The sequence below is a fragment of the Pseudomonas sp. GNP014 genome, assembly GCF_054344005.1.
In genome coordinates, this window is record NZ_JBTGUS010000001.1 from 2635168 (window position 1) to 2648272 (window position 13105).

Genomic DNA, 13105 nt, shown 5'->3' on the forward strand with positions numbered 1-13105 from the left:
AGGAGGGGATTGGTGCACGGAAACGGGCGCGTTAAATGCGTTGCACCAAGATGGCTCGTTTCCGCGGTTCACAGTGCTTTTGTGGCGAGGGGATTTATCCTCGTTGGGCGCGCTGGGCGCCCCCCCGACAGCCCAGTAAATGCGTGATCGGGATTTGCGACTGCTTCGCAGTCGAACGGGGATGAATCCCCTCGCCACAGATGATCTCTCGCTGCCGGTTATTCATTCCTATGCGTGGTCGCTGTCCTGGAAAACCGGGTCACGCCAACAGATCCTGTAACGTCGCCAGGCTATCGGCCTCTTCCACGGTCTTGTCCTGGCGCCAGCGCAGCATGCGCGGGAAACGCACGGCAATACCACTTTTGTGTCGACGCGAAAGGGCAATGCCTTCGAACCCCAACTCGAACACCAGGCTCGGTTTCACGCTGCTGACCGGGCCGAACTTTTCCACCGTGGTCTTGCGCACGATGCTGTCGACCTGGCGCATTTCCTCATCGGTCAGCCCGGAATAGGCCTTGGCAAACGGCACCAGTGACCGCTCGCTCGACTCCGGCGGGCCGTCCCACACCGCGAAGGTGTAATCGCTGTACAGACTGGCGCGTCGACCATGGCCGCGTTGCGCGTAGATCAGCACCGCGTCGACACTGAACGGGTCGACTTTCCACTTCCACCACACGCCCATGTCCTTGGTGCGGCCGACGCCGTATAACGCGTCGCGGGCCTTGAGCATCATGCCCTCGACTCCCAGCCGCCGCGACGCTTCGCGCTGGCGGGCGAGGTCGAACCAGTCGGTGCCGGTCAACACAGGGGAGGGCAGTAACACCGGGCTGTTGCACCGGGCGATGAGCGCTTCCAGTTGCGCGCGGCGCTCGGCCTGCGGCCGGTTGCGCCAGTCCTCACCCTGCCATTCCAGCAAGTCGTAGGCGAGCACCACCACCGGCACCTCTTCGAGAATCTTCTTGTCGAGGGTCTTGCGACCGATGCGTTGTTGCAGCAAGGCAAAGGGTTGCACCGCCGGTGGTTCGGTCGATTGCGGATCGAAAGCGTCTTCAGTGCGCGGATGCGTGCTTTTCCACACGACGATTTCGCCATCGACCACCGTGCCTTCCGGCAAACCGTGTACCAGCACATCAAGCTCGGGAAAGCGTTCGGTCACCAGTTCCTCGCCGCGCGACCACACCCACAAACGCCCTTCGCGCTTGACCACCTGCGCGCGGATGCCATCCCACTTCCATTCCACCTGCCAGTTGCTCGCCGGGCCGATCAGTGCTTCGAACTCCTCGACCGGTTGCGACAAGGCATGGGCGAGGAAAAACGGGTACGGTTGCCCGCCGCGCTGGGCGTGCTCGTCGGCCGATTCTGCGGCGATCAGTTTCAGATAGCTGGCCGCGTTCGGCCGGTTCGACAGGTCGGTGTAACCCACCAACCGCTGCGCCACGCGTTTGCTGTCGAGCCCGGCCATGGAGGCCAGGGCGCGAGTGACCAGCAGTTTCGACACCCCCACGCGGAAACTGCCGGTGATCAGCTTGATGCACAGCATCAGGCTCGGTCGGTCCAGTTGCGCCCACAGCGCTGGCAGTTGGCGGGTGAGGTATTCCGGGGTTTCACCGCGCAATGGCAGCAGTTTGTCTTCGACCCACTCGGCCAGCCCGGCCTCGGAGCTGTGCGGGTTTTCCGGCAGTACCAGCGAAATGGTTTCCGCCAGATCGCCGACCGCCTGGTAGCTCTCTTCGAACAGCCAGGGTGCAAGCCCCGAGACCTCGACGGCCAATTCGCGCAGGATGCGCACCGGCACCAGTTGCCGTGGACGACCGCCGGACAGAAAGTACACCGCCCAGGCGGCGTCCTGCGGTGCAGCCTGGGCGAAGTAATGTTGCATGGCCGCCAGTTTGGCGTTGCTGGACGTGGTGGCGTCGAGTTCGGCGTACAACTCGGCAAAGGCTTTCATGCTTGTACCTCGGCAATAACCGGGGCGGCGCCGATGTTCTCCTCTTCGTCATCGCCGTATTCGGTGCTGAAACCCTGCGCGTCCAGGCCCTGTTCGCGCAGATGACGCAGCAGCACGCTGATCGAGCCGTGGGTGACCATCACCCGTTCGGCACCGGTCTGGTTGATGGCCCAGAGCAGGCCGGGCCAGTCGGCGTGATCGGACAGCACGAAGCCGCGATCCACGCCACGTCGCCGGCGAGTGCCGCGCAGGCGCATCCAGCCGCTGGCGAAGGCGTCGCTGAAATCACCAAAACGCCGCATCCAGGTGCTGCCACCGGCCGACGGCGGGGCGATGACCAAGGCCTGACGCATGATCGGGTCGGACTTTTTCACATCGCCGGCGTAGATCGTCGGCGGCAGGTACACCCCGGCTTCGCGGTAGACCCGGTTCAGCGGTTCGACCGCGCCATGACTGAGGATCGGCCCGAGACTGGCGTCGATGCCGTGCAGAATGCGCTGGGCCTTGCCGAACGAATAGCAGAACAACACGCTGGCCTTGCCGGCGGCGATGTTCGCCTGCCACCACTGGTTGATCTCGCTGAACACCTGCGCCTGCGGCTGCCAGCGGTAGATCGGCAGGCCGAAGGTCGATTCGGTAATGAAGGTATGGCAACGCACCGGCTCGAACGGCGCGCAAGTGCCGTCCGGTTCGATCTTGTAATCGCCGGACGCGACCCAGACTTCGCCGCCGTACTCCAGACGCACCTGCGCCGAACCGAGCACATGGCCCGCCGGGTGAAAACTCAAGGTAACGCCGTGGTGGGTCAGGCGCTGGCCGTAGGCGAGGGTCTGCAGATTGATGTCCTGACCCAGTCGCGCACGCAAAATCCCTTCGCTGGCGCTGCTGGCCAGGTAATGCTGGTTGCCGTTACGGGCGTGATCGCCGTGGGCATGGGTGATGACCGAGCGTTCGACGGGACGCCACGGGTCAATATAGAAATCGCCTGCCGGGCAATACAAACCTTCGGGGCGCGCGATAACAAGGTCCATGTCGTTACCAGAATGGGGGGCTTGTTAGCTATGAGGCGGACGCGAGTCCGGAAGTTCTATCGACTTTGAAAAGCCCCCTCACCCCAGCCCTCTCCCGGAGGGAGAGGGGGCCGACCGAGGTGTCTGGTGAATTACATCGACCTGAAAGACCGAGTTGATTATGGGTTCGGCAAAGCACAGCCGAGTTGATTATGGGTTCGGCAAAGCCCGAACCGAGTTGATTCTGGATTCGGCAAAACACCAGCCGAGTCGAATATGGATTCGGCAGTGCCCGTTCAGGTCGGCGCATGACTCCAGCAACCCCCAATCAATCCCTCTCCCGGAAGGAGAGGGGGCCGACCGAGGTGTCTGGTGAATTACATCGACCTGAAAGGCCGAGTTGATTATGGGTTCGGCAAAGCACAGCCGAGTCGATTCTGGATTCGGCAGTGTCCGTTCAGGTCGGCGCATGACTTCAGCAATCCCCAATTAGTCCCCTCTCCCTTTGGGAGAGGGTTAGGGTGAGGGGCTCTTGATGTTTGCCTTATTTGCCGGGGGTGAGGGTCAGGCGGGTTTTGCCGTACACCCGGTCAAAGTTCTGCGGCTGCATCGGCAAACCGATGTACTGCCCCTTCAGCCATGCATCGACACCGTTGAGGTAGTTCGGGCTGACCGGGTTCCCCGACTGGCCGGTACCGTTCTGCCCCATCAGCGGTTCAGCCTGACCAAAGTCGACGATAAAGCGCATCGACGGCGCGCGGGTGGTGGTGAAGTCCTGGCCCCAGGCGAACGCGGCGGTATTCAGGGTGGTGTGATCGCCCCCGGCTGCCAGCGGTCCGCGAACGGTCTGGCCATTGGCGTTTTTCCACGCGTAGCTATGCAGTTTGCCCCACTGCCAGGCCCGGTGATCGCCACCCAGTTGACCGTCGCCAGCGCTGATCGCCGCCGCGAAACTGCGGGCGAGGATCACGGCCTTGTCTTCTTTCTGTGGCGTGCGAATGTCATCCCAGAACGGACTGTCCTCACGGCCGAGCAAGTGATCGGCCTGGGCCGCGTAAGACAAGTCGCCGTTGGCGATGAACGCTTTCCACGCCGGGCTCGATTCAGGGCCCAGTTCGTCGAGGAAGATCTGTTTCATGCTTTCTTGCAGGAACAGTTCGTAGATCGCCGCATCGGCCGAAGTCGGGCTGAGTTTGCCGTCGAATGCCATCAGGCGGGTGAACGCCTCGCGGGCCTTGTTGCGCTCCGCTTCCGGCAGGGCGTCGATCGCCTGTTTCAGCGGTTGCTTCATGCCCGGCGCTTCGAACATTTTTTTCAGTTTGGCGGCAAACGTGGTGGTCTGGTCGTACTGCATGGCGATCACGCTGCGGCCGTCATGCTTGCCGCTGCCGGCCAGTTCCGCCAGACGCTCGCCACGTTCCGGCGCCGCCCAGGAGTTCGACAGTTGCATGCCGTAGCCGTGAGGAATCACCCGCTGGTTGGCGGTGCCGAGCCAGCCTTGCGCCGGGTCCTGATCGTACGGGTGCAGCATCGGGTCGGCGTAACCGTCCCAATCGTAACGACCTTCCCAGCCCGGCGACGGCAGCAGGCCTTCGCCTTCACGGCGGTTGGGGAAACGCCCGGTGACTTGCCAGCCAATGTTGCTGGCGTCGGCGAACACCATGTTCAGGGCAATGGCGCGGATCTCGCGGCTCGCGTCCGAGGCACGTTCAACGTTCTGCGCACGGGTCAGGTCAAAAAACGCGTCCAGCGACTTGTCGTCGGTGAAACTCGGTGTTTGCAGAGCCAGGCCAAAACCGTTGCCCTGTGCCGCGGCCTGGGCACTGTTGAGCAGTGCGCCGTGGCGGGTTTCGTACACCGCTTCGCGAATCGGCCGCTGGCCTTTGACGAAATAGGTTTCGTTGCGCACGCCCAGCGGCTGCCATTTGCCATTGACCTCGTAGGTCAGGCTGTTGCCCTGACGACGGATTTTTTCCAGGAACAGGTCCTGGTTGTCGCCGAGCACGCTGGTGGCGCTCCACGCAACTTTGCCGTTGAAGCCGCCGAGCACCATCGGCAAACCGGCAACGGTGACACCGGCGGCCTGATACTTCGGTGCGCGGATCTGCACGAAGGTCCACAGCGACGGCGCCGCCAGTGGGCCATGGCTGTCGCTGGCGAGAAGGCTCTTGCCGCTGCGGCTGCGTTGCGGGGCGATGGCCCAATTGTTCGACGAGGTGGTGCCGAGCAGGTTCAGCGCCGACAACTGTTGGCTGGCGTTGCTCAGTTCGCTCAGGCCGGGAATCTGTCCGTTCAGTTTCAAGCCTTGCAGCTTGTCGGCCTCAGCCAGCGGCAAATTCTCATCGGGGGCGGACGGCGTCAGCCAGGCGAGTTTGTCGCTGGTTACGGTTTGCGCGAGCACCAGGGATGAGATTTCTTCCGGCAGGTTGGCCGACTGGCTGAAATTCAACAGGGCGAATATCAGCGCCGAGTCTTCCGGTTTCCAGTATTCCGGCTTGTAGCCGCTGGAGGCCAGATCGCCTGGCAGTTTGTCGGCGTAGCGGAACAGGTAGGCGTTGACGCCCCGCGCATAGACTTCGAAGAAGCGCTTGAGCCGTGGCGACGAGGCCTTGTACAGCTCGCCGGCACTTTTCTTCAGGTTGACCGCGCGCATGTAGCGGTCGGCATCGAGCATTGACGCACCGGACATTTCCGCGAGACGGCCCTGAGCCAACAGGCGCAGGGTGACCATCTGGTTGATGCGGTCGCTGGCGTGCACGTAACCGAGGGTGAACAGCGCGTCATGGAAACTGTTGCTTTCGATCAACGGCATGCCCATGGCATTGCGTCGCACCGACACGTTCTGCGCCAGGCCCTTGAGCGGTTGCACGCCGGAGGTGGGCGGGAGGGTGTCCTGGGCGTTCCAGGTCTGGCACCCGGACAGGCCCAAAACACCGGCCACTGCTGCGGCAACGCCGAACCGGGGAAGAAAATGTGTAAGGGCTGGCGAGGCCATGGCAAAGCTCCTGCGGGGGGTAGCGTCAGTAAAGGCGCTACGTTAGTGAGCAGGAGGGTGCCGCGCAAGCGGGGGCGGGGGTTATTTCTCGATTTGTCAGACGAACCTTCACCTGAGGACAACACGAGACCTGTGGCGAGGGGATAAATCCCCTCGCCACAGTGAATTCAATCAGGCTTTGGGCGGGTTGATCTGCTGCACCAGGGCATACGCCTTGACCGTCGCCGGACGATCCTTGATGTGATTGAACCAGCGCAGCACATGCGGGAAGTCCTCAAGGTTCTGGCTCTGCCATTTATGCGAGACGATCCACGGGTAGATCGCCATGTCGGCGATGCTGTACTCGCTGCCGGCGACGAATGCGTGGTCGGCCAGTTGCTTGTTCAACACGCTATAGAGGCGCGCGGTTTCGTCGATGTAGCGCTTGATCGCGTAGGGGATTTTTTCCGCGGCGAACTGGCTGAAGTGATGATTCTGCCCCGCCATTGGCCCCAGCCCGCCCATTTGCCAGAACAGCCATTGCAACGCCGTTTGCCGACCCCGCAGATCCTTGGGCAGGAAGAGCCCGGTCTTTTCCGCCAGATACAGCAGGATGGCCCCCGACTCGAACAGCGACAGCGGCTCGCCGCCATCGGCCGGTTCATGGTCGACGATGGCCGGGATTCGGTTGTTCGGAGCGATTTTCAGAAAGTGCGGCTGGAATTGCTCACCCTGACTGATGTTGATCGGGTGCACGTTGTACGGCAGGCCGGCTTCTTCGAGAAACAGCGAGATCTTGTGGCCGTTGGGGGTGGTCCAGTAATACAGGTCGATCATGGAAAGCTCCAAATCAGAAATGGACTTGCGTGCAGCCAACGTCGGCGTCGAGTCGTCCCGTGTGCGTTCGATCGCTTGCCTGGCAGGAAGAGGTGATGCTGAACTAGGGGAAATTCAATGACCCCTCGTGAGAAAAATCGCCATGGAACTTCAGGCCAACGCTGCGCTGATCATCATCGACCAGCAACAAGGCATTCTGGAACCGCGTCTGGGGCGGCGGAACAATCCGCAGGCCGAAGAGCGAATCCTCGATTTGCTCGGATTCTGGCGCCGCAACGCGCGGCCGGTGGTTCATGTGCAGCATCTTTCGCATTCGCCGGACTCGGTGTTCTGGCCGCAACAGTCAGGCGTGGAGTTTCAGCAGCGGTTTTTGCCGCAGGATGGCGAGTGGCTGATACAGAAACGCGTGCCGGATGCCTTTTGTGGCACCGGGCTGGAAGCACGGTTGAATGAGGCGGGGATCGGGCAGTTGATCATCGTTGGCGTGGCCACCCACAACTCGGTGGAGTCCACGGCGCGCGCGGCGGGCAATCTGGGGTTCGACGCGTGGGTGGTGGAGGATGCGTGCTTTACCTTCGACAAGGCCGATTATTTCGGCACGTTGCGCACGGCTGAAGAGGTGCACGGGATGTCGCTGGGGAATTTGCAGGGGGAGTATGCGACGGTGGTCAGTGCGAAGCAGATTCTCGCGGCGGGCTGAAAATCTTTGCCCTGTGTACCGGCCCCTTCGCGAGCAAGCTCGCTCCCACAGGGCGATTGCATTCCATCTGAAGAAACCCGCTCACCTGCAGGCGTGAGCCTGCTCGCGATAGCGGTCTGTCAGGCGCCAGCGATGTTGAATGTACTGCCGTCATCGCGAGCAGGCTCAGTCCTACAGTTAATTGCCTTCCAGCGGGAGGAACTCGATCACTGTGGGAGCTGGCTTGCCAGCGATGGCGGAGTATCAGGCGAAGGCGCTCTTCGCCTGGCGCATCACGCGCCGTGGCACTTCTTGAATTTCTTGCCGTTGCCGCATGGGCACGGATCGTTGCGGCCGACGTCTTTCAAGGCGTTGCGCACCGGTTCCTGGTGGGCGTGGCCGCAGTTCGGGCCGTGGACATGGCCATGATCGTGGTGATGGTCATGATCATGATCGTGGTTGCAGTCAGGGCCATGGACATGAGGTTGCTGGGTCATCGGTGTTGCTCCGGAATTAGATCGGCGGGGATTATCACGCCATTGCGTTCAAGGTGCACGTAGTGAGCGATGAATAAACCGGTTTCCATTTCGCCCTGTAACCGATAAGGAATCGGCTGGTTCGAATTTTTCAGCATTTTCACCACCTCCTTGACCTGCGGCCACAGGTTAGTGCGGATCGGCACCTTGAAGTAGGCGCTGCGTTTGGGCCCCACCGTGAACCAGTGTTCATGTTCACCCTCGGCCAGCAGCAGGTCGCCCAGATGAATGCGGTATTCCAGGCCGCGCACGGTCAGGTCGCTGTCGTTGGGGTTGTCGATGCGAAAGTGCAGGATGAATTTCTGTTCGAGCAGTTTTGCCCGTACCACCTCGACGTTCACCAGGTGCACGGCGGGGTCGACACTGTCGTCGCTGAACCACGAAGCGCAGCCGCCCAGATTCAGGGTCAGCATCAAGGTGAAGAGCTGGAATGTGCGCCAACGACCGAGCATGGTTGAACTCCTTTTGCTGCCAGTCTAGACGCTAAAAGATCGCCGCCTGCATGAGATGGCGTTCTCTGCAGGCGCTGCCGCAGGCTGCGATCTGCTTGATCCTATGCGCCGAAATACCCCGCACAGCACTTCTTGAATTTCTGCCCGCTGGCACAAGGACACGCATCGTTGCGTCCCAGTTTCAACTGCACGGTCGGGTCGATGAAGTACCAGCGCCCGGCGTTTTGCACGAACGATGAGCGCTCGCGGTGACTGTGTTCGCCCTGGCTGTCGTGCCAGCGTGCAGTGAAGGTGACGAAGGCGTGCTCCGGCTGGCCGCCGAAGACTTCCGAGCTTTCCACGTCGAGGCCGAGCCAGGTGCTCTGCGCACTCCAGGCACTGATTGCCTGACGATCCAGCCCCGCTTGCTGGGCGGGCAGGGTGGTCGCCACCAGATAATCGATCAGACCCAGCACATAGGCGCTGTAGCGCGAGCGCATCAGCGCCTCGGCGCACGGCGCCGGGTGGCCGGCGTGATAGTGACCGCAGCAGGCGTCCAGCAGATTACCGCTGCCGCACGGGCAAATGGCTGTACTCATTGCATTACCACCAGTATTTCCCGAAGTTTTCCGGATTGGCCCAGAACCGCGAGTTGAGCCAGTCGGGGACTTGTTTGTAGTCAAGCAGATCGTAAGTGAACAGGGTCAGCACCTGATCGTCACGCTGGAAGCGCTCGCTGGCCTGCAGTGCCAGCGAATAGAAATCGGTTTCCTGCCAGCCGCTGGCCGTCAGATCCGAGAGCACCGCGATGCGGCTGGCGTTGAGGTTACGAATGCCGCCCAACAGGTTCAGGCCATCGCGCTTGGGCAAATGTTCCAGGCAATCGACCACCAGCGCCAGGTCGAAACGCCGCGCGGCCAGTTCCGCTGGCAAGGCGCCGGGCGCGGCATGTGCCACGCAGGTGTCCGGGTGCGCTTGCTTGAATGCGCTCAGCGCCGGGAATTCACTGGCGCCGATCAACAGCAGACGCGCCGGGGCGTAGCGATCCAGCAAAGCGGCCAACGCCTGTTGTGGCGTGCGGGAAGAAATGGCGACGTTCATCAATGCTCCTCAATCAGACTGCCAAGACTAGCCTGCCTGACTGCGCCGGCAAAGCGCGCTGCGGCGCCGGTTCGCGGTAAATGGGGGGAAAGTCCTGTGAACACGGTCGCAAACAGCAATGGCCTATTGCTGGCGGAGATTAAAACTCCGGTCTTTACTCCCTGAATCGGTTCTAAGCCGATCCCTCAGGAGAAAACCAGATGAGCATAGTTCGGACAGCATTACCTTTGATTCTGCTAACCAGTGTGTTGACTGGTTGCGCAGGTTTGCAGAAAACCGACTGGCCGACCTGTGCGGCGGTCGGCGGTGTAGTCGGTGCGGGCCTCGGTGCGACGGAAAGTTCGGCGTGGGCCGGCTACGGCGCACTGTTGGTCGGTGGTACGGCAGCGGCCTATTGCTGGGTGCACGGTGATGGTGACGAGGACGGTGATGGTGTGCCGGACAGTCGCGACAAGTGCCCGCACACGCCTCGAGGCGTGCAAGTCGATGCTGACGGCTGCCCACCACCTGCCCCTGCGCCAGTGGTAGAAGAAGCCGTTGTGGTCAAGGAAGAAACCATCGTTATTCGCGATGTGCACTTCCAGTTCGACAAGGCCACGCTGACCGGTTCTGACAAACAAGTGCTCGACAAAGTCGCCACTCGCCTGAAACAGGAATCCTCCAACGCGCAACTGACCGTGACCGGTCATACCGACAGTGTGGGCAGCGATGCCTACAACAAGAAACTGTCGGATCGTCGTGCGCATTCGGTGGTGGAATACCTGATCCAGCAGGGTGTGCCACGCGCCAGCTTCGTTTCGGTGTCCGGCATGGGTGAAAGCCAGCCAGTGGCCGATAACAAAACCGCTGACGGTCGCGCGCAAAACCGTCGTACCGAAATCAAAATCGTCCGCTAGACCTCTCGCATCCGCGGCTTGTGCAGTCGCGGATGCGGGTCTTTACTCCTGTGTAACCGGTATGGGCCGGTGACACAGGAGCTTTCAAAATGACTGTTTTCTCAAGGTCCGTCTTGCCAGTGCTGCTGCTAGGCAGCTTGCTCACCGGTTGCGCTACTCACAGCGATGGCACTGCACCCCTCAATCAACGTACGTGGCCGATTTGCAGCCTGATCGGCGGGCTGGTCGGCGGCGGTCTTGGCGCCATCGAAAGTGGTGGCTGGGCTGGCGGCGGCGCAGCGCTGGGGATCCTCACCGGCGGACTGATCTGTTATGCCCAGGACGGCGATGAAGACGGCGATGGCGTGTTCGACCGCCGCGACCGTTGCCCTGACACCCCGGCCAATACCCCGGTCGATCACCGTGGTTGCCCGCTGCCGCAATATCCGGTCACTGTAAAAGCCCCCGAACCTGCGCCGCAATCGGAAGTCATCACCCTCAGCGATGCCGGCAACGTGCTGTTCGATTTCGACAAATCTGATCTGACGCCGGCCGCGAAAGCCCAGCTCGATACGCTGATGGACAAGCTGCGCAACGCCGATGTGGTCAGCATCAAAGTCATCGGCCATACCGACAGCAAAGGTTCGGATGCCTATAACCAGGCACTGTCGGAGCGGCGTGCCAGCAGTGTGGCGGCGTATCTGCTGAGCCAGGGTCTGGAACCGGGCAAGCTGACCAGTGAAGGGCGTGGCGAGAGCGAGCCGGTCGCCGACAACGCGACGGACGAGGGACGGGCGAAAAACCGTCGGGTGGAGTTGCATATCAATCGCTAGGACTTGTCTGTAGTCCGCAGGCTAGAGCTGCCGGGCGACGATCATCGTCGAACCGGCAGCGATCCGACGACTGACAAAAGTTTTTTCATTTTTCCCTCTGGCTTATCCCCCGTCTAAGCCGTTACTGTGCGCCCAAAGAATAATTCCGACACGGGGGAGCGTATGAAGGTTTTCTGGGGGCTGGGGCGCTTGTTGACCCTGCTGTTCTGGTGCGTGGTGGTGGTCAATCTGCTGGTGCCTTTTGTGCATCCGCTGCACTTGCTGGTCAATCTGGCTGGCGCCTTGTTGCTGGCGCTGCATGTTCTGCAGTTGCTGTTCTGTCGTCTCAAGGGGCGTCCCAACCCGTGGCGTGACCGTCTGCGGATCCTGTTGTTTGGCGTATTTCACCTGCAAACCATCCCGGCCCCGGCCGCTCCGGAGGCTTCTTCCCATGCGTAAACTCTGCTTGCTCGCTGCATTGATCAGTCCCTTGGCCTGTGCCCAGGTGGTCAGCGTCGAACCCAATTCCCTGATGCGTTTGCCCAATACCGTCAGCACTTTGCAGCTCGAACGTCTGGACGTGGCCGATTACGGTACTTTGCTGATTCCTGCCAACGTGACCGAGCTGACCGTGGGCCAATTGCGTCTTGGCCATGAAGCGCGCATTGCGATCGTTCCGGCTGAACAGGCGCTGGAATTGAAAGTGGCCCGTGCCGAACTGAGCGAAGGCAGCCAGATCACCGCGCGCGGGGCGCCGGGAACTTTTGAAAAAGCCGCCCGTGCGGGGCGCAATCTGAATCTGCAATTCAAGGCGTTGAACGCGCCGCAACTGTTGGTCGATGCCCGTGGCGGCACCGGTGCGCCGGGTTTTGTCGGCCTCGATGGCGGTAACGGCGAAGACCCGGGCTGCACCTATGGCGCGGCCGGGCACGGTTTCGATGGCAGTAACGGCAGCGATGGCCAACCGGGCGCGCCGGGTGCGCTGGTGCGTCTTGAAGTGCCACGCGAGTTTCCGGCCGAGCTGATCAAGGTCAACGTGGCTGGCGGTGCCGGTGGCCCGGCGGGTGTTGGCGGCAAAGCAGGGAAGGGCGGCAAATCCAAGGGCTGCCTGGTGTATCGCGCCGATGGCGGCAAGAATGGCAAGGCCGGGGCTGATGGCCAGCCTGGGCCAGCGGGGGCGGCGGGTGCTGTGACTGTGCAACGCTTGTAAAAGCTTTCCCTCACCCCAGCCCTCTCCCGGAGGAGAGGGCTGGGGTGAGGTGACTCAGACTATCCATCGACCTGAAAAACCGAGTCGATTATGGATTCCAAAGCCAATCCTCCAGGTCGGTGTAACTCTTCAATACCCCCCATTCAGTCCCCTCTCCCTCCGGGAGAGGGTTAGGGTGAGGGGCTTTTGATTTTCAGATCATCGGTCTTGCCGCCGCAATCGCCACCAGCACCAACCCGACAATCAGATTGATCCCTACCACCCGGCGAATCCGCCCCAGGACCGCCGCACCCGCCGGCCAGTCCTTCGCGTCCACTGCTTTGCGCAGTTCCGGCAGCATCAAACCCTGAATCCGGATGAACAGCGCGGTCATCACCACATACAAGCCCATCATCACCTGCACGTACTTCGGTGCGGTTTCGAACCCCACGTGCTGCAAATGCAACATGCCCACGCCGCTGATCGGCAGCAGGATCACCGCGACCCACACCCAGCGGAAAAAACCTTGAAACACTTCCACCCACAAGGTCAGGCGGGCTGGACCGTCGAGGGCCTTTACCGCCGCCGGGCGCAGGACCATCCAGGCGAAAAACATGCCGCCGACCCAGACCAGAGCGGACAGGACATGCAGCGGATAAACGAGGCTAAAAGGTGTCATTGGGGTACTCCGTTCTGCGCGGGATCGATTCGCG

14 protein-coding genes are annotated in these 13105 nt (G+C 61.6%); 5 read left to right on the forward strand and 9 right to left on the reverse strand.

The annotated features are described in order from the left end of the window. Positions 1-259: 259 nt before the first annotated feature. From ACXX9E_RS11775 to ACXX9E_RS11790, 4 genes are all read right to left on the reverse strand, one after another. On the reverse strand, positions 260-1948 hold the full coding sequence (locus ACXX9E_RS11775) for an ATP-dependent DNA ligase (protein ID WP_186744472.1): 1689 nt from the start codon (positions 1946-1948) through the stop codon (positions 260-262). Next, positions 1945-2979 (reverse strand): ligase-associated DNA damage response exonuclease, encoded by a 1035-nt coding sequence (locus ACXX9E_RS11780; protein ID WP_458555453.1) that lies wholly within the window; start codon positions 2977-2979, stop codon positions 1945-1947. Before ACXX9E_RS11780 ends, ACXX9E_RS11775 begins: the two co-directional genes overlap by 4 nt. A gap of 523 nt (positions 2980-3502) precedes the next feature. Then, positions 3503-5953 (reverse strand): penicillin acylase family protein, encoded by a 2451-nt coding sequence (locus tag ACXX9E_RS11785; protein ID WP_458555454.1) that lies wholly within the window; start codon positions 5951-5953, stop codon positions 3503-3505. Positions 5954-6124: 171 nt separating this feature from the next. Further along, positions 6125-6769 carry a glutathione binding-like protein gene (locus ACXX9E_RS11790; protein ID WP_458555455.1) on the reverse strand — a complete coding sequence of 215 codons (645 nt, stop codon included), beginning with the start codon at positions 6767-6769 and terminating at the stop codon, positions 6125-6127. Between the two features lie 142 nt (positions 6770-6911). On the opposite strand from ACXX9E_RS11790, the gene ACXX9E_RS11795 reads away from it, so the two are divergent. After that, on the forward strand, positions 6912-7469 hold the full coding sequence (locus tag ACXX9E_RS11795) for a cysteine hydrolase family protein (RefSeq protein ID WP_123465242.1): 558 nt from the start codon (positions 6912-6914) through the stop codon (positions 7467-7469). A gap of 272 nt (positions 7470-7741) precedes the next feature. On the opposite strand, the gene ACXX9E_RS11800 is transcribed toward ACXX9E_RS11795, so the two are convergent. The 4 genes from ACXX9E_RS11800 to ACXX9E_RS11815 all read right to left on the reverse strand — a co-directional run bounded on the left by ACXX9E_RS11800 (position 7742) and on the right by ACXX9E_RS11815 (position 9516). Continuing rightward, positions 7742-7945 (reverse strand): SEC-C metal-binding domain-containing protein, encoded by a 204-nt coding sequence (locus ACXX9E_RS11800; RefSeq protein ID WP_030139406.1) that lies wholly within the window; start codon positions 7943-7945, stop codon positions 7742-7744. Continuing rightward, entirely contained in the window at positions 7942-8436 is a 495-nt protein-coding gene (locus tag ACXX9E_RS11805; protein WP_128614908.1) for an LEA/WHy family protein, read from the reverse strand. Before ACXX9E_RS11805 ends, ACXX9E_RS11800 begins: the two co-directional genes overlap by 4 nt. A 101-nt stretch (positions 8437-8537) precedes the next feature. After that, on the reverse strand, positions 8538-9014 hold the full coding sequence (locus tag ACXX9E_RS11810; protein WP_123465246.1) for a YchJ family protein: 477 nt from the start codon (positions 9012-9014) through the stop codon (positions 8538-8540). A 4-nt stretch (positions 9015-9018) separates the two neighbouring features. Next, positions 9019-9516 carry a DUF6231 family protein gene (locus ACXX9E_RS11815; protein WP_123465248.1) on the reverse strand — a complete coding sequence of 166 codons (498 nt, stop codon included), beginning with the start codon at positions 9514-9516 and terminating at the stop codon, positions 9019-9021. 200 nt (positions 9517-9716) lie between these two features. On the opposite strand from ACXX9E_RS11815, the gene ACXX9E_RS11820 reads away from it, so the two are divergent. The 4 genes from ACXX9E_RS11820 to ACXX9E_RS11835 all read left to right on the forward strand — a co-directional run bounded on the left by ACXX9E_RS11820 (position 9717) and on the right by ACXX9E_RS11835 (position 12413). Continuing rightward, positions 9717-10412 (forward strand): PA1041 family peptidoglycan-binding anchor lipoprotein, encoded by a 696-nt coding sequence (locus tag ACXX9E_RS11820; protein WP_128614907.1) that lies wholly within the window; start codon positions 9717-9719, stop codon positions 10410-10412. Positions 10413-10501: 89 nt separating this feature from the next. Beyond that, complete coding sequence (locus ACXX9E_RS11825; RefSeq protein WP_123465252.1) at positions 10502-11224, forward strand: PA1041 family peptidoglycan-binding anchor lipoprotein; 723 nt, start codon at positions 10502-10504, stop codon at positions 11222-11224. Positions 11225-11386: 162 nt separating this feature from the next. Then, complete coding sequence (locus ACXX9E_RS11830) at positions 11387-11662, forward strand: DUF1145 domain-containing protein (protein WP_123465254.1); 276 nt, start codon at positions 11387-11389, stop codon at positions 11660-11662. Continuing rightward, entirely contained in the window at positions 11655-12413 is a 759-nt protein-coding gene (locus ACXX9E_RS11835; protein WP_222833533.1) for a collagen-like protein, read from the forward strand. The genes ACXX9E_RS11830 and ACXX9E_RS11835 overlap by 8 nt, the downstream gene beginning before the upstream one ends. Before the next feature lie 193 nt (positions 12414-12606). Here the strand turns inward: ACXX9E_RS11835 and ACXX9E_RS11840 are convergent, their stop codons facing one another. After that, on the reverse strand, positions 12607-13071 hold the full coding sequence (locus ACXX9E_RS11840) for a CopD family protein (RefSeq protein WP_123465258.1): 465 nt from the start codon (positions 13069-13071) through the stop codon (positions 12607-12609). Between the last annotated feature and the right edge of the window lie 34 nt (positions 13072-13105).